Consider the following 17,926-nt stretch of genomic DNA (forward strand, 5'->3'; position numbering starts at 1 on the left):
ATAAACAGAGAAAAACCAATAACAGATAACACTGGAGTAACCATATATTTCACACTCTAAGTTTGATGAGGTCATTATGTAAAAGTTTTATGACAGTTATATGACAAATGTGAAATATTAAAAAATCTAGATATACCAATAATAATCAATTATTTATAAAAATATTATATTCGCTTATGTCCTTTTTATGACAATTATTTCACTCAATATGACAGTAAATTGGCTATTTTCAGCTCAATTATGACAACCACCAAGATCTAGCAAGTAACCTATTAAACTTTCGCCCAAAGATTAAGCGAAATACCCACAAAAGCGCCTTTTTGTCTTATAATTTAGCCCGCTAGCTATCAGCCCGCTCAAGAGATATTTGTATGACAACTATTATCAAGCAAGATGACTTGATCACATCGGTAAAAGATGCGCTTCAGTTTATTTCTTACTATCACCCGCAAGACTTCATCCAAGCGATGAGCCGTGCATATGACCGTGAAGAAAACAAAGCCGCTAAAGACGCAATTGCACAAATTTTAATTAACTCTCGTATGTGTGCAGAAGGCCACCGTCCTATCTGTCAAGATACGGGTATTGTGAACGTATTTCTTGAAGTGGGCTTAGACGTTAAATTTGATTTAACCATGAGCCTAGACGATGCGATCAACGAAGGTGTACGTCAAGGTTATCTTGAAAACTCAAACATTCTTCGTGCATCAGTTTTAGCTGATCCTGCTTTCGGTCGTAAAAATACCAAAGACAACACTCCTGCAGTAATCCACTACAAACTTGTTCCAGGTAACAAAGTCGATATCACTGTTGCTGCGAAGGGTGGTGGTTCAGAAAACAAGTCTAAACTTGCGATGTTGAATCCATCTGACTCGATCGTAGATTGGGTACTTAAAACTGTTCCAACAATGGGTGCAGGTTGGTGTCCTCCTGGCATGCTCGGTATTGGTATTGGTGGTACTGCTGAAAAAGCCATGATGCTTGCAAAAGAAGCATTAATGGAAGAAATCAACATGGACGAACTCCTTCGTCGTGGCCCACAAAACAAAATGGAAGAACTCCGTATTGAGATCTTCGAAAAAGTTAATGCTTTAGGTATTGGTGCGCAAGGTCTTGGTGGTTTAACCACTGTTCTTGATATCAAAATCAAAGATTACCCATGTCATGCTGCGGGTAAACCAGTGGGTATGATCCCGAACTGTGCAGCGACTCGTCACGCACACTTCCAATTAGATGGCTCAGGCGTTGCGCAGATTCAAGCGCCGAGCCTTGAAGACTACCCTGCGGTAACTTGGGATTCATCAACATCTAAACGTGTTGACCTAGACAACATCACACAAGAAGAAATGAACGCTTGGCAACCAGGTGATACATTGCTTCTTAACGGTACAATCTATACAGGTCGTGATGCTGCGCACAAACGCATGGTTGACATGCTCAACAATGGTGAAGAACTTCCTGTTGATTTGAAAGGCAAGTTCATTTACTACGTAGGTCCTGTAGATCCAGTTGGTGATGAAGTAGTTGGTCCTGCAGGCCCAACAACTGCAACACGTATGGATAAATTTACACGTCAAGTACTTGAAGCAACTGGCTTGTACGGCATGATCGGTAAAGCAGACCGTGGTCCTGCTGCTGTTGAAGCAATTAAAGACAACAAAGCGACTTACTTAATGGCTGTGGGCGGTGCTGCTTACTTAGTATCTAAAGCAATTCGTGAAGCTGAAGTTGTTGCTTTTGCTGACCTAGGTATGGAAGCAATCTACAAATTTGTCGTGAAAGATATGCCTGTATCTGTTGCTGTAGACGTAAATGGTACATCTGTACATGCGACTGCACCAAAAATCTGGCAAGCAAAAATTGGTAAAATTCCGGTAGTTGATGCTGCTGCAAACTAATTTGCCAAAATAAAAAAAGCACCCTCAATGGGTGCTTTTTTTATGCTCAGGATTTAGTTCATGCTAATTAAAACGAATTGATCTTAATCACTTAAAATCACAGAACTACCAAGTACGTGGATCCCAAATTTTAAACGGCTTTGTCAACTGTACGTCTTCCGCTGGATCATAATGAGGTGCTTTAATTTTTTGTGCACTACGGCGAACTTTTCCTGAATTTTGATCTTCAGCCACAAAGTTAAAACTGTTTGATTTTAATTCGGTATAAGCAATTTCATTACGCCCAACTTTTTCAGGCATTAATAAAATCGGGCCTGATACCGTTCGCTTTGAAGATAAATTTTCTTCATCGTATTTAATAAAATAAGATTGCCCTGCTTCCACTGTAAAATCTAAATATTTAGGTTTCTGAAAATGGTTAATCCCTAAAGGACGGCTTGAAGACAGTCGATAATTTCCTGCTGGCAATTCCACCCAGTAGTAATGATTATTCAATAAACTTGGAATGCGTTCACTATTTAGAAATAAGCTTGTCGCGACAATTTCTTGACGATTCCACTTCGTATCTGGACGGTACAAATATACTACCGCAGCTTGATCATGCTGTGGTTTTACGTCCTGAAAATGTCTACCTTGCTTCTGATTGACCCAACCGCCAATCGTGAACATCCCTAGACGATATTGCTCAATATGGCCTATTGCTTGGTCTGGATTTACAGGTTTAAGGGTTGAGGCTAAAGCTGTGTTTTGTTCGACAGCAGATTTTCCATGACAACCTAACAAAGCTAGGCTGCTTAAAAGAATAATGGTTACACTACGCATGATTATCCCTCACTGCGTGCTTTTTATTTTACATATCTTGTTTTAAATTTTGATTGTCAGGCATCCACACCTTCTCGCTGAGATTAACATTGCCCTTTTATTTTTGGAAATAAAAAACGTGTGCAAATCTGAGATTTACACACGTTTCAGACGAATAGCGATTAAGCCGATTTAGTATTTACAACTTTTAAATCTGACTTCGGTGCTACTTCTTCGGTTTTCTTAGGTTGACGCTCTGCTTTAAATTCAGGCGCAGCCTCACCATTAATTACCGCTTCATTAACAACAACAGTGCCCACATCACTACGGCTTGGTAAATCATACATGGTTTCAAGCAATGAATTTTCCAAGATAGAACGTAGACCACGTGCACCTGTATTACGATCCAATGCTTTTTTCGCCACAGCACGAAGTGCTGAATCCTCAAAAACCAAATCTACATTTTCCATGTCGAATAGGTATTGATATTGACGAGTTAAAGCATTTTTTGGCTCAGTTAGAATTTGCATCAATGCGTCTTCATCTAACTCATCCAAAGTTGCAATGACAGGCAAACGACCAATAAATTCTGGAATTAAACCAAATTTTACCAAGTCAGTCGCTTCAACTTGACGGAACAAATCAGATAACTTCTTCGTTTCATCTTTTTTACGCACTTCAGCAGTAAAGCCAATACCACCTTTTTCTTGACGCTGTTGCACAATTTTCTCAAGACCTGAGAATGCACCACCACAAATAAACAAGATGTTCGAGGTATCAATCTGAATGAATTCTTGCTGCGGATGCTTACGACCACCTTGAGGAGGAATTGAGGCAACCGTGCCTTCAATCATTTTCAGCAATGCTTGTTGTACGCCCTCACCCGACACATCACGTGTGATCGATGGGTTTTCAGACTTACGGGTAATTTTGTCGATTTCATCGATATAGATGATGCCTTTTTGGGCTTTTTCTACATCGTAATCAGCTTTTTGGAGAAGCTTTTGAACAATGTTCTCAACATCTTCCCCCACATAACCTGCTTCAGTTAATGTTGTTGCATCTGCCATAGCAAATGGAACATCAAGTAGACGCGCAAGCGTTTGAGCAAGTAATGTCTTCCCTGAACCTGTCGGTCCAACCAACATGATGTTACTTTTTGAAATCTCAACACCATCTTCAGGTTTCTTGCCACTTGTACCGACTTTCAGACGTTTATAGTGGTTATAAACCGCAACAGACAAAGTCTTTTTCGCAACATCTTGACCAATCACATATTGATCGAGCGCAGCACGAATTTCATGCGGCTTTGGAAGCGGTCGAGTCGCCCAGTCATTGGTTTCAACTTGTTGACTGGTTTGAACCAGGTCAAGACATACGTCCACACACTCATTACAGATGTACGCGTCCTCACCTGCAATCAGTTTCCCGACTTCAGACTGCGTTTTACCGCAAAATGAACAATGTTTTTGTCCTTGAGGATGTTCGGACATATTCACTCCAATAATTAATTTTTTAAAACTTATGGACGTTTAGATAAAACTTCATCCACTAGACCATATTCTTTAGCAGCTTGTGCTGTCATAAAGTTGTCACGGTCAGTATCGCGAGCAACAGTTTCATAGTCTTGACCACTGTGCTCAGCCATTAAACGATTTAAACGTTCTTTAATAAATAGAATTTCACGTGCGTGAATTTCAATATCCGATGCCTGACCACGGAAACCACCGAGCGGTTGGTGAATCATGACACGGGCATTTTCAAGACAGTAACGCTTACCTTTGGTTCCAGCATTCAGCAGGAAAGCACCCATTGATGCAGCTTGACCCATACAGTAAGTCACAACATCCGGTTTAATAAATTGCATAGTATCGTAAATTGCCATACCTGCAGTCACCGAACCACCTGGTGAATTGATATATAAATGAATATCTTTGTCTGGGTTTTCAGCTTCTAAAAACAACATTTGCGCAACAATTAAGTTCGCCATGTTATCTTCTACTTCACCGGTTAAAAAAATCACACGTTCACGCAAAAGGCGTGAGTAAATATCAAAAGAACGCTCACCACGAGAAGATTGCTCAACTACCATTGGCACTAGTGCGTTTTCAATTGTTGGAACATACATACGTTATTTATTCCTAAATTTTTCTGACTCAACCCATAAATCACAATATGAGGGATATTTGTCGAAATTGCAAAAGATTCCCAATTAAATAACAGATATTTTTTTCATATGCATTGTGAAATTAGGACAACTTATATAAGGGCTTGCAGCGATAAAAAAAGGCGCATAATGCGCCTTTTTTTACAGAGCTAGTAATTAGCCTTGTTGACGAGCTTGTTGCTCTTTCAATAAGTCTTCATAGCTAACTTTAGTGTCAGTTACTTTAGCAGAAGCTAAGATATAATCTACAACTTGGTCTTCTAAAATTACTGATTCGATTTGAGCGCGTTGCTGTTTATCGTTGTTGAAGTATTCGATTACTTCTTTAGGATCTTCATAAGAAGAAGCCATATCTTCGATATAAGCATCAACACGTGCAGCATCTACTTCAAGTTTAGCATCAGCCAATACTTTGCTTACTAATACGCCAAGTTTTACTGCTTTTTCAGCTTGTTCTTTGAACAATTCATCTGGAAGCATGCTTGAGTCAAATGCTTTCGCACCTTGAGCACCAAACTGTTGAGTGAATTGCTGGATCATTTGTTGACGTTGACGGTCAATTTCTTGAGCAAGCATAGATTCTGGAATTTCAACTTCGTTCGCAGCTACAAGTGCATCAAAAGTTGCACCTTTCACTTGGTTACGAAGACCATTTTTCACTTCACGTTCCATGTTTTTACGAACGTCAGCTTTAAGTTTTTCAACGCCTTCTTCTTCAGTTAAACCGAAGATTTTAAGGAATTCAGCATCAATTTCTGGAAGTTTTTGTTTTTCAACAAGCTTAACAGTGATTTTGAATTGAGCAGCTTTACCAGCAAGATTTTCAGCTTGGTAATCTTCTGGGAAAGTTACGTCGATAACTTTCTCTTCGCCTTTCTTCATACCAACGATGCCGTCTTCGAAGCCAGGGATCATACGACCTGAACCCAATACAAGTTTAAAGTCTTCAGCAGCGCCGCCTTCAAACTTCTCACCATCAACAGTACCTTCAAAGTCGAAAGTTACTTGCATGTCTTTCTTAGCCATGCCTTTAGTTTCAGCCCATGAAGCACGTTGCTTTTGAAGATTTTCAAGCATTGTGTCAACGTCTTTGTCGCTTACGTCAGTTGCTTTACGTTCAACTTCAAGACCTTCGAATTTCACTTCAACTTCTGGATAAACTTCAACAGTTGCTTCAAAAACTAAAGCGTCGTCTTTCATTTCAGTTTTGTCGATGTTTGGCATACCAACAGCGTTGATTTTTTCTTGTTGGATTGCTTCAAAAACTGTGTCACGAATAACGTCGTTCACAACTTCTTGATAGATACCAGCACCGTATTCACGACGTACAACGTTTACAGGCACTTTACCTGGACGGAAGCCGTTGATCTTCACAGTTTTGGCAGTGCGTTTCAAGCGAGCTTCAAATTGCTCGTTAACACGGCTCGTCGGTACAGATACAGTTAAACGACGGGCAACGCCCGAAACCGCTTCAGAAGTTACTTGCATGGCTTCCTCGATATTTTGTTAATTAACAGTTTAAAAAAAAGTGCCACATTATATGACAACATTTAAATATATACAAAAATCGATTATAGCACTATATACCCTATCGATGCGCTCCCTTCTTTTCGTACGTCTGATAGCTTTTTAAAGAATAATATTGATGTTTTTTTGATTAATTATTGAAAATGAGAAACTTTCTCACTATTATTCTTGATGTTTGATTTATATTCATTTTCATATTTTTATCTCGTCCATTTTTGGAATTCTATTATGAGTAACTTTAATCTCAATCCAATTTCAGCGGCTTTACTTGGGGCAATTGTAACTACTACGAGTTTCGCACATGCTGAAACGACTGAATCTCAAGCTCAACAGATGGAAACCATTGTTGTTTCTGCAGCGGGCTTTGAACAAAAAGTAACAGATGCTCCGGCATCAATTACGGTATTAACTAAAGAAGATTTCAAAACAAAACGCATTACATCTCTTGCTGATGCGTTAAGTGATGTAGAGGGTGTTGATATTAGCCCTACAGCGGGAAAAACGGGTGGATTAGATATTAGTATCCGCGGTTTACCCTCTGAATATACGCTAGTTTTGATTGATGGTCGTCGTCAAAATAGTACTGGTGACATTACTCCAAATGGTTTTGGAGAAACGAAGAATAATTTTATCCCTCCACTTTCTGCAATTGAGCGTATTGAAATCATTCGTGGCCCTGCCTCTACGCTTTATGGTTCAGATGCGATGGGTGGTGTCGTTAATATTATTACCAAAAAAGTATCACATGAATGGACAGGTTCAATTAGTTTAGAAGGCTCTATTCTTCCAAAAAGTTCAGACTTCGGTAATCAACGCAGTGTCGACCTTTACGCTACAGGACCAATCGTACAAGATCTGCTAGGTTTGCAAATTCGTGCCAAGCATTGGGAGCGTGATGAATCAAATGTTACACGTGACATTGACCAATCTGCTCTAGGTACCGGAAATAATCCATCTGAAGGCAAACTTGATACATTGGGTGCTCGCTTAACTTTAACCCCAACAGAGAATCATGATTTATCTCTCGATGTAGAATCACACCGTCAATCGTATAAAAACCCTAAAAACTCTACCGGCTTCCAATTGGGTACAGTCGGTCCAGCGGGTGGTTATGATGACGAAATGGAGTTTAATCGAGACAAGTATGTTGTTGCCCATCAATGGCGTACAAATATTGGTGATTTAGACAGTAGTTTGACTCGAAATGAAAGTGAAACTGTCGGCCGCCTTATCCCATCTCGTATGCAAAACGGTGATTTAACCACAAAAACTCCACGAACAATTGAGAGTAAAGATACGATTTTTGATACAAAATTATCGGTCAATGCAATTGAGAACCATCGTTTAACGCTTGGGGGACAATGGTGGGATGCCAGTGTTTCAGATGGATTACGTGCTGCAAAACCTGAAGTAAGTTTTACACAGATTGGTTTATTTGCTGAAGATACCTGGAATGTGTTACCAAACTTAGCACTGACACTTGGTTTACGTTATGACGACCACGACACATTTGGTGATTTCATTACCCCACGTGCTTATGCAGTATGGAATGTTAATGATACATGGACGGTTAAAGGTGGATACTCTGAAGGTTATAAAGCACCACGCTTAGAACAGCTAACAAATGGTGTTGTGAATTTAGGTCGTCAAGGGGCTCAACCTATTTTTGGTAATCAAAATCTAAAACCTGAAACAAGTGATAATTTTGAACTTGGCGTATATTTCACACCGAACAATAATTTAAATATTAACTTAACTGGCTTTTTAAGCACGGTTCAAGACAAAATTGTGAGCGGTGCAATTACAGATACATCTGTAAATACGGGTGGAAAACCAGGAGAGTGTTTAGTCAACCAAGCCTGTGCTGACTATTTGACTGGCCTCGGAACACCTTGGCAGTGGCTGAACCAATCAAGTGATCGTGCATTTACAGTTACTCGTCCAGACAATGTCGATGAAGTCGAAATTTATGGTACAGAGTTAGGTATTAACTGGGGCTTTGCCGAAGATTGGAAATTAAACTTTAATTACACTTGGACAGAAACAGAAGTAACTAAAGGCAAAGACAAAGGTAAAAAGTTACAAGACACGCCTGAACATATGTTCAATGCTACTTTAAAGTGGAATGTAGCAGACAATGCAGACTTATGGCTTCGTGGTGAATATCGTACTGAGCGCTCTCGTTTCAAAACCACAAATTTAACGGGTGATGATTTGACCGTTTATAATGCCCTAGGTGACTACGAAGCTTATGGCTTAGTGCATTTAGGTACAAATTATGCAGTTAATGATAAATGGGATGTTGGCGTAGCTCTTTATAATATCTTTGACAAAGACTTTAATAAGTATGAAGTTATAAATGGTAGTCCATATAATATTTACAGCAACACCCAAGAAGGTCGCCGTGTGCAATTAAGTACAACCTTTAAATTCTAAATAACACTTTATAAAAAAACCTGCTTCGGCAGGTTTTTTTACATCAACAATTTACGATTTATTCTTATTTAATTCACAATCATGTCTATATTTATAATCTCAATTAAACATAAAAAAACAATACATTTTATCAATATTTAATAAAAACATAGTCTTAATCAATACTTGTTATATCATTACATTAAGTAGGACTATCACAATATGATTATCTATCGTGATTTACAATTACATAAAGATGTAAGACAAAATAAGAATCATTATTATTCGCATACAAATTCACTATTCGAAATTGGGTTCGAAATGGCCTTCATTAAAACACGTAAGAAAATTGTTTCTTCAGCAATTGCATCTTCTTTATCTGTAATTGCAGCAAATGCAATTGCACAAGAACAAACAACTCAACTTCCAACCATTAACCAAGAAGTTGTCGCTGAAAAAGCACCGAGCTTAAAAGTTGATAAATCAGCGAATACTAAATTTGTTGCTCCTCTACTTGATACACCAAAATCAGTTTCTGTTATTTCTAAGCAATTGATGGAAGATACTCAAGTTACAACTTTAAGCGATGCTTTACGTAATGTACCTGGTATTACCCTAGGTGCTGGTGAAGGTGGCAACCCAAATGGAGACCGTCCATTTATTCGTGGTTATACCTCTGAAAACTCTATTTACGTAGATGGCGTACGTGGTGGAACATCACAGAACCGAGAAATGTTTGCAATCGAACAAGTTGAAGTCACTAAAGGTTCCGCTTCTACTCTTGGCGGTGGCGGTTCAGTTGGTGGTAGCATTAACATGATCTCTAAAGTCGCTAAAAAAGGTGATTCTTTAGAAGGTTCTGTTGGTGCAGGTACTGATGATTATCAACGTATTACTTTAGACGGAAATAAAGATTTTGGTAATGGCATTGCTGCTCGCGTTGCAGTAATGGGTCACCACAACAATAAAGCTGGGCAAGGTGATGACGGCGCAGAATATAAGCGTGTAGGTATCGCACCAAGTATTACTTTTGGCCTAGATACACCAACACGTGCAACTTTAAGCTATTACTATTTAAAAACTGATGATCTTCCTGACTCAGGTGTTCCATATAACAATCCATTTGGATCTACTAATCCGAACTTTAATTTAAATGGCAATGGAAAACCAATTGATGTACCTCAAGGTGTTTATTACGGTTGGAAAGACCGCGATTTTCAAAAGCAAGAAAACCAAATTGGTACAATTAAACTAGAGCATGATCTAACTGATGATCTAACAATTTCAAATGTAACGACGTATTCAAAATCTAAAAATGATTATCTCTGGACTCAACCAGATGACTCTCAAGGTAACTTCATTGATACAACTACTGGTCAGCTGAAAGATAAAGGCATTTGGCGTCGTGCGAACTCACGTATTACCGATAGTAATACATGGGGCGATCAACTGTACTTGGCAGGCAAATTCAACACTGGATCTTTGAGTCATCGTTTTAATTTAGGTGCAGAATATAGCAACCAAGAAACAGATGTTGGCGGCTATGATATAACTGATCCGAATACCGCACAAATTGGCGGAAGTATCGCTTCAGGTGCTTGTACAATTACCAACCCAAACGGCTGGTGCACTTCAACCAACAATCCAAACTCTAAAGATGCTTGGTTAGGTTCAATTGCTGCGAATAAAGCAAAAACGACTCAAACGACAAAAACTACAGGTATTTACTTTATAGATAACATTGAAATTAACCCTCAATGGTTATTAGATCTTGGCGCTCGTTGGGATAAATTTGATACTGAGCTACTGTATAATAAAGAAGGCACCTCAGGCCGTGGTGCTTCTGCAGTTAAAATTCCTGCAGGCACTAAATATGAAAGCAACACCGATTTCTGGAGTTGGAATGCAGGTCTGACCTTCAAACCAACTGAAAATGGTGCAATTTATGCAAGTTATGCGACTTCAGCAAGCCCAGTCGGGATCAATGCAGGCGATGGCGACGGTAATGATTCTATTGGTTCTGGTAACTCAGCATCAATCAATGATCTAGACCCAGAAAAAGCACGTACTTATGAGATTGGCACAAAATGGGACATTTTTAATAAACGTGCAAATGTGACTGCTGCAATTTTCCGTACTGAAAAACAAAATACACGTGTTGCAATTGATGCAAATACTTCTGCCAATGTCGGTGAAAGTAAAGTTGATGGTTTTGAATTGGGCTTAAACGGTAATATTACGGATAAATGGGCTGTAGCAGCAGGCTATAGCTATTTAGATAGTGAGTTAACAGAAGTTGCTTACAACAGCAGCGATAAAGGCAATAAGTTACCGCAAATGGCTAAAAACAGTGCGACATTGTGGACTACTTATAAAGTATTACCACAGTTGACGATTGGTGGTGGCGCTATAGCTTCTGATAAAGTCTATGGCAATACTGCTAATACTAAGTTTGTACCCGGCTATGTACGCTATGATGCTATGGCTCGCTATGAAATCGACAAAAATGTTAACTTACAGTTGAATGTAAATAACCTTTCTGACAAACGTTATTTCAGCAAAGCATATTCTTCTCACTATGCTGCAGAAGCTGAAGGCCGTAGTGCAGTACTTTCTTTAAACTTTAAATACTAAGTTTAAATACTGGTTTTAAAATAAAATCCCATAAATATTTTATGGGATTTATCCTAAATAGCCTCTTCATAGAGGCTATTTTTGTATATGATCAAAGCATAAAAACATTACATTTTCAAAAGGTCAGGCTGTGATTCACCATATCCCAAATGTATTGAGCAAAGAACAAGTCACATACTTCCGCACTGAAATGGCAAAGGTGGAATGGATTGATGGGCAAAATACCACCGGTTCGCTCTCAAAAAATGTAAAAAATAATCAGCAACTCGATGTTGAACATCCGCTCACCCAGCATTTGGGCGATATCATTTTGCATAAACTATCACACCATGCCCTGTTCACTTCGGCGGCCCTCCCTTTAAACATTTTATCTCCCTATTTTAATCGTTATGAAAATGGCGAGACTTTTGGTTTTCATGTCGATAACGCAATTCGCTGGATACACGGCAGCAATAAACGCATTCGCACTGATCTATCTTGCACGATTTTTTTAAGTGAACCTGAGGAATATGAAGGCGGTGAACTCGTCGTTGAGGATACCTATGGTTATCACGAAGTTAAACTGCCTGCAGGCGATATGATTTTATATCCATCGACCAGTGTGCATGAAGTGACACCTGTGACTGCGGGTTGCCGCATCGCTTCATTTTTTTGGCTACAAAGTATGATTCGAGATGATGCAGATCGCCATATGCTGTTCAATCTTGACCAAAGCATTCAAAATTTGCGTATGGAGTTGGGAGATGCACATGCAGAAGTGGTCAAACTAACCAGTCTGTATCACAACCTACTTCGTAAATGGGCTGAAATTTAAATTAGCATTTTCATAAATTTACCTTTAAGACTTCTTAACTTTTAAGACATTTTGCTATTAAGAATAGAAAAACTATGCACACTGAAACCGTTCTAGCTCCATTGACTCAAATTCCAGCGCATTTGCAAACGATTGCAGATTATGAAGTCGAGGCTGAAAAACACCTTTCCAACATGGTGTGGCAGTACTTACAAGGCGGCTCGATGGATGAACATAGTGTGCTTGGTAATCTGTCTCAATTTGAACACATTCAACTACTGCCGCGTATGCTCAAGGACTTAACCCAAGGCCATACAGCGTGTGAAATTTTAGGGCAACAGTTTCCGCATCCAATTTTTGTCGCACCCATCGGACACCAACAACAATTCCACCCAGAAGCAGAGGCAGCAACTGCGCTCGCCGCAGAGGTTTTGGGGAGCAATATGATTCTCAGTACTTTCACCAATACTGATATGCGGACTTTAAAACAAGACAATCCGTACAAATGGTTTCAGTTGTATTGGCAAGGTGAACGTGAAAAATCCTTAGTCCTCGTTAAAATGGCTGAAGCTCAGCAGTTTAAAGCCATTGTGGTGACGGTAGACTCTCCACATACCGGTATTCGCGACCGTGAACGCCGCGTTTTTTTCCATTTGCCTGAAGGTATGCAGCATCCGCATACGCCTGCCCATATTCCCCTACCCGAATTAAAAGACGGTGATCATCCCGTTTTTAATGGTTTGATGAAAATCGCCCCAACATGGGATGATATTGCTTGGCTTACACAGCAAACTGAACTGCCCATTATTTTAAAAGGCATTGTTAATCCTCACGATGCCAAGTTAGCACTACAACATGGCGTGCAAGGGATTATTGTGTCGAATCATGGTGGTCGCGTTTTAGATGGCTGTATTGCTCCACTCACGGCCTTACAACTCATAAAGAAAGTCGTGCCTGCAGATTTTCCAGTTTTATATGATGGCGGGATTCGCCGTGGTTCTGATGTATTTAAAGCCATTGCTTTAGGTGCAGCTGCAGTATTGGTGGGGCGCCCATGCATTTACGGTTTGGCTACGGCCGGTGCTTTAGGCGTGGCGCATGTGCTGAAAATATTAAAAGAAGAACTTGAAATTACCATGGCGTTGATGGGAACAGCTACCATCGATGAGATCAATGAAGATTATATTTTTCAAAAATAGTGTTTTTATAGAAAAATATTTTCCCGTTATGCGTGACTGACGCAAATTTAGGAAATTATTTCCGGAATATATAGACTAATATTTAGTTATACATTTACAAGCTCTGCGGTAAAGCTAAGTCATGCGAATCCTAAAGGATTTTTCAGACTTTCGACTAATGACTCCGAAATTAAACTTGTAAATTGCTAGAATAGACACAATCTATATAAGTAATACCTGCCGTTTATCCACGACATTTTGCTCACGGTACTATCTAAGGAGTTTTCACATGATGTTGGCAGATCCAAGCAAAAAATACCGTCGCATGTACCAACGTGTTGACTTACCAGACCGTCAATGGCCAAACAACGAAATCAATAAAGCGCCGATCTGGATGAGTACCGACCTACGTGACGGTAATCAAGCGATCTTTGAGCCAATGAACATTGAACAAAAGTTCAAAATGTTCCAAATGCTTGTGAAAATTGGTTTCAAACATATTGAAATCGGCTTCCCTTCTGCATCTCAAATCGACTTCGATTTTACCCGTTTGTTGATTGAAGGTGGTCATATTCCTGATGATGTTTACATCGAAGTATTGGTTCAAGCACGTGATCATTTGATTCAACGTACTTTTGAATCGCTACAAGGTGCAAAACGTGCAATCGTGCATATATATAACTCAAACTCGCCAACATTCCGCAATAAAGTGTTGAATGTGGACGTTGAGGGCGCTAAACAATTGGCGATCAATGCTGCAACTAAAGTCAAAGAATATGCAGCAAAACAGCCTGAAACTGAATTTGTATTCCAATACAGTCCAGAGTGTTTTACTGCAACAGAATTAGAAGTTGCGAAAGATGTCTGTGATGCTGTCACTGAAATTTGGGAAGCATCTCCTGAGAACAAAGTGATCTTGAATTTACCAGCAACCGTTGAAGTGTCAGGTCCAAATGTCTATGCCGACCAAGTCGAATGGATGCACCGTAATTTACAACGTCGTGACGGGGTAATTATTTCTGTGCACTGTCATAATGACCGAGGCTGTGGTATTGCAGCATCTGAATTGGCGATCATGGCAGGTGCTGACCGTGTTGAAGGTTGTGTCTTCGGTAACGGTGAGCGTACAGGTAACGTAGACGTCGCAGCAATTGCATTAAACATGTATACCCAAGGCGTTGCACCTAACTTAGATTTTTCTAACATTAACGAAATTATCTCAACAATTGAAGAATGCACAGGTTTGCCTGTACACCCTCGCCACCCATATGCTGGTGACTTGGTCTTCACCGCATTCTCTGGTTCGCATCAAGATGCCATCAAAAAAGGTTTCGAGTTCCAAAAGAACGAAGAAATGTGGGATATGCCTTACTTACCAATCGACCCTAAAGACTTGGGCCGCGATTATGACGCTGTAATTCGTGTCAATTCACAATCTGGTAAAGGTGGTATTGCGTATTTGTTAGAATCGAATTACAACGTTGTGTTGCCACGCCGTATTCAAATTGAATTCTCGCAAATTGTGCAACAAAAAACGGATGAACAAGGTACTGAGATTTCAGCGCAAGCAATTTGGTCTTTATTCAAAGAAACTTATGTTGCTGCAAAAGACTCACATTACGCAGCGAAAAATTATCGTTTACACGATGAAAATGGCAAACAAGTCATTGAACTTGATATTGAAGTAAATGGTGAAACGCAACAATTGCGCGGTGAAGGCAACGGCCCAATCTCTGCCATTTTAAATGCACTTCAGTTACCAATTGATGTTTTAAGCTATGAAGAACGTAGCATTAGCTCTGGTGCACATGCAAAAGCATTGGCATTGGTTGAGATTCAAGTGAAAGGCACGGGTAAATCAGCATTTGGTGCTGGGGTACATGACAACATTGTCACTGCATCGATTGAAGCAATTATTGCTAGTACTAACCGTTTGATCGAGCAAGGTGTTTTGAGCACTGAGCAAGTGATGGCTGCTGCGGTATAAGCAATAGCAATAATAAATAGCACTAAAATGACTTTAGAAGGATACCCTCAAGTGGTATCCTTTTATTATTCATACTAAAGATTTAAGGCGAATATTTCCTGTGTCTTTTCCAAACGACTCAGTGGGCTTAGTTACCCCACAAAAGTTCATTTTCGAAGAGCCGTTAGAGCTCGAATGTGATCGCATTCTCCCGCGTTTTGAACTCATGGTTGAAACTTATGGCGAACTCAATGCAGATAAATCCAACGCGATTTTGATTTGTCATGCGCTTTCAGGCCATCACCATGCCGCAGGTTATCATCATGAAGATGATAAAAAACCAGGTTGGTGGGATTCATGTATTGGCCCAGGCAAAGCCATTGATACTTCAAAATTCTTTGTGGTTGCGCTAAATAATATTGGTGGCTGTAGCGGTTCTACAGGTCCAACATCACCAAACCCTGAAAATGACAACCGCCCTTATGGCCCTGATTTTCCACTGGTGACAGTTCGTGACTGGGTCAAAACCCAAGCCATGTTGTCTGACCGTTTAGGAATTGATGTTTGGTATTCGATTATTGGTGGCTCACTGGGTGGCATGCAAGCGTTACAATGGTCTGTGGACTACCCAGAGCGCTTGCATAAATGTGTAATCATTGCCAGTGCCCCAAAATTATCTGCACAGAACATTGCCTTCAACGAAGTGGCGCGTCAGTCAATTTTATCTGATCCAGATTTCCATGATGGTCGCTATTTAGAAAATGATAGCTATCCAAAACGTGGGTTGATTTTGGCACGTATGGTCGGTCATATCACCTACCTGTCTGAAGAAGCGATGAAACAAAAATTTGGTCGTGACTTAAAGTCGGGCAAATTTATGTATGGTTTCGATGTTGAGTTCCAAGTTGAAAGCTATTTGCGTTATCAAGGTGAACAATTTAGCCGTAACTTTGATGCCAATACCTATCTCATTATGACCAAAGCATTGGATTACTTTGATCCATCTCGTGAATACGAACAGTCTTTGAAAAAGGCCATGGCCAATACCAAATGTAAATTCCTTTTGGTGTCATTTACAACAGACTGGCGTTTTACCCCACAACGTTCGCAAGAAATTGTGGATGCATTAATTAGCAATCATAAACCTGTTAGTTATGTGGATATTGAAGCGGAACAAGGTCATGACTCTTTCTTATTCCCTATTCCTTTGTATGTGAAAACTTTACGTGCCTTCCTGGGCGGTGAAGAACATCTCAAAACAACTGCGAAGGAGAGCAACTAATGCGTATTGATCATCAACTTGCTGAACGTTGGATTAAGCCGGATTCAAGCGTCCTCGACTTGGGTTGTGGTGATGGTGAACTGCTTTCTCATATGAGTAAAAAGCACAATATTCGTGCATATGGATTAGAAATTGATCAAGAAAAGATTGCAATTGCAGTCAGTCGCGGGTTAAATATCATCCAGCAGGACTTAAATTTAGGTTTAAGTCGTTTTGCCGACCAGTCTTTCGACTATGTGGTTATGGCACAAGCCTTGCAAGCTGTAGATGCACCTGACGTTCTTTTACGTGATATGGTGCGTGTGGGGAAACAAGCGATCATTACTTTTCCTAACTTTGCGCATTGGAAGACGCGATCTTTCCTTGCTTTGAAAGGAATGATGCCGGTTTCGGACGCGTTACCTTATATGTGGTATAACACGCCCAACATTCATTTATGTACTTTCCGCGATTTTGAAGCGCTGTGTGCTGAAAATAACATCCGGATTATTAACCGACTTGCCGTGAATGGGGATCAACAAGACAGTTTACTGAGTAAACGTCTCCCAAATCTATTTGGTGAAGTCGCAATTTATCGAGTGAGCGCTCTATGAAAAAATTATTATTAAGCACGACACTACTGATTGGACTTTTTAGCATACAAGCCCATGCGGATTATGTTGCTCCATCATCTTCAGTTTCTAGCCAAGCTGCACAATATTCAATTATGGATATCAATAGCCTAACTAAAGCTGCGAAATCAGGCCAAGCAGGTGCACAGTTTTACTTAGGCACCAAGTACCAACAAGGTAAAGACGTTAGCAAAGATGAGCGCCAAGCATTTGCTTGGTACAAAGCTGCTGCGGACCAAGGCCTTTCTGCGGCTCAATTAAATGTTGGCCGTATGTTGGCGGATGGTATTGGCACAAAAAAAGATGAAACTTTGGCGCGTCAATACTTTGAAAAAGCTGCTAGCCGTGGTGATAACCGTGCGAGCTTCAACTTAGCCATGATGGAAGAGCAAAAGAAAAACTATATGGGTGCGTACCAATGGTATGAGCTATCTACCCGTGATGGCATGCTCGACAACAAAGTAATTAGCTTATCGGAAGGTAAGAAAACCGCTTTGGCTGCCAACTTAAGCCAAGACCAAATTCGTCAAGCACGTGACCGTGCCGACAGATGGATTCAAGCTCAATAAGTTTTGAATCTATAAAAAGCACCTTCGGGTGCTTTTTTATTGCCTATCCATGAGTCGGACTTGTTAAAATAACCGCATAATTTTT

At 40.0% G+C, this 17,926-nt stretch carries 13 protein-coding genes; 9 read left to right on the forward strand and 4 right to left on the reverse strand.

Annotated elements, in window-relative coordinates:
* Nucleotides 1–371: 371 nt before the first annotated feature.
* Nucleotides 372–1,898, forward strand: a complete 1,527-nt coding sequence (locus tag FTV09_RS04525) for a fumarate hydratase (RefSeq protein WP_180056991.1) — start codon at nucleotides 372–374, stop codon at nucleotides 1,896–1,898.
* A 105-nt stretch (nucleotides 1,899–2,003) separates the two neighbouring features.
* On the opposite strand, the gene FTV09_RS04530 is transcribed toward FTV09_RS04525, so the two are convergent.
* The 4 genes from FTV09_RS04530 to tig form a co-directional block, all read right to left on the reverse strand.
* Nucleotides 2,004–2,720 (reverse strand): DUF2846 domain-containing protein, encoded by a 717-nt coding sequence (locus tag FTV09_RS04530; RefSeq protein WP_180056993.1) that lies wholly within the window; start codon nucleotides 2,718–2,720, stop codon nucleotides 2,004–2,006.
* 161 nt (nucleotides 2,721–2,881) lie between these two features.
* Entirely contained in the window at nucleotides 2,882–4,192 is a 1,311-nt protein-coding gene (gene clpX, locus FTV09_RS04535) for an ATP-dependent protease ATP-binding subunit ClpX (protein WP_067763659.1), read from the reverse strand.
* A gap of 29 nt (nucleotides 4,193–4,221) precedes the next feature.
* The gene (gene clpP, locus FTV09_RS04540; RefSeq protein ID WP_067763662.1) at nucleotides 4,222–4,827 is read right to left on the reverse strand and encodes an ATP-dependent Clp endopeptidase proteolytic subunit ClpP; all 606 of its coding nucleotides are present in this window, start codon (nucleotides 4,825–4,827) and stop codon (nucleotides 4,222–4,224) included.
* Between the two features lie 195 nt (nucleotides 4,828–5,022).
* Nucleotides 5,023–6,354: a trigger factor gene (gene tig / locus FTV09_RS04545; protein WP_067763665.1), complete on the reverse strand. Its 1,332-nt coding sequence runs from the start codon at nucleotides 6,352–6,354 to the stop codon at nucleotides 5,023–5,025.
* 267 nt (nucleotides 6,355–6,621) lie between these two features.
* Here tig and FTV09_RS04550 point away from each other — a divergent pair, with 267 nt between their 5' ends.
* The 8 genes from FTV09_RS04550 (at nucleotide 6,622) to FTV09_RS04585 (ending at nucleotide 17,841) form a co-directional block, all read left to right on the forward strand.
* Nucleotides 6,622–8,829 (forward strand): TonB-dependent receptor domain-containing protein, encoded by a 2,208-nt coding sequence (locus tag FTV09_RS04550; protein ID WP_180056995.1) that lies wholly within the window; start codon nucleotides 6,622–6,624, stop codon nucleotides 8,827–8,829.
* A 300-nt stretch (nucleotides 8,830–9,129) separates the two neighbouring features.
* Entirely contained in the window at nucleotides 9,130–11,442 is a 2,313-nt protein-coding gene (locus FTV09_RS04555) for a TonB-dependent siderophore receptor (RefSeq protein ID WP_180056997.1), read from the forward strand.
* 130 nt (nucleotides 11,443–11,572) lie between these two features.
* The gene (locus FTV09_RS04560) at nucleotides 11,573–12,256 is read left to right on the forward strand and encodes a Fe2+-dependent dioxygenase (RefSeq protein ID WP_180056999.1); all 684 of its coding nucleotides are present in this window, start codon (nucleotides 11,573–11,575) and stop codon (nucleotides 12,254–12,256) included.
* A 74-nt stretch (nucleotides 12,257–12,330) separates the two neighbouring features.
* The gene (locus FTV09_RS04565) at nucleotides 12,331–13,434 is read left to right on the forward strand and encodes an alpha-hydroxy acid oxidase (RefSeq protein WP_180057001.1); all 1,104 of its coding nucleotides are present in this window, start codon (nucleotides 12,331–12,333) and stop codon (nucleotides 13,432–13,434) included.
* 268 nt (nucleotides 13,435–13,702) lie between these two features.
* Nucleotides 13,703–15,400, forward strand: a complete 1,698-nt coding sequence (leuA, locus tag FTV09_RS04570; RefSeq protein ID WP_067763677.1) for a 2-isopropylmalate synthase — start codon at nucleotides 13,703–13,705, stop codon at nucleotides 15,398–15,400.
* Nucleotides 15,401–15,500: 100 nt separating this feature from the next.
* The gene (locus FTV09_RS04575) at nucleotides 15,501–16,661 is read left to right on the forward strand and encodes a homoserine O-acetyltransferase (protein WP_067763680.1); all 1,161 of its coding nucleotides are present in this window, start codon (nucleotides 15,501–15,503) and stop codon (nucleotides 16,659–16,661) included.
* Complete coding sequence (gene metW / locus FTV09_RS04580) at nucleotides 16,661–17,254, forward strand: methionine biosynthesis protein MetW (RefSeq protein WP_180057003.1); 594 nt, start codon at nucleotides 16,661–16,663, stop codon at nucleotides 17,252–17,254. The genes FTV09_RS04575 and metW overlap by 1 nt, the downstream gene beginning before the upstream one ends.
* Nucleotides 17,251–17,841 carry a tetratricopeptide repeat protein gene (locus tag FTV09_RS04585; RefSeq protein ID WP_218949687.1) on the forward strand — a complete coding sequence of 197 codons (591 nt, stop codon included), beginning with the start codon at nucleotides 17,251–17,253 and terminating at the stop codon, nucleotides 17,839–17,841. The genes metW and FTV09_RS04585 overlap by 4 nt, the downstream gene beginning before the upstream one ends.
* Nucleotides 17,842–17,926 lie beyond the last annotated feature (85 nt).

Source organism: Acinetobacter sp. YH12227, from assembly GCF_013417785.1.
In the GTDB taxonomy this organism is placed as follows: domain Bacteria; phylum Pseudomonadota; class Gammaproteobacteria; order Pseudomonadales; family Moraxellaceae; genus Acinetobacter; species Acinetobacter gandensis.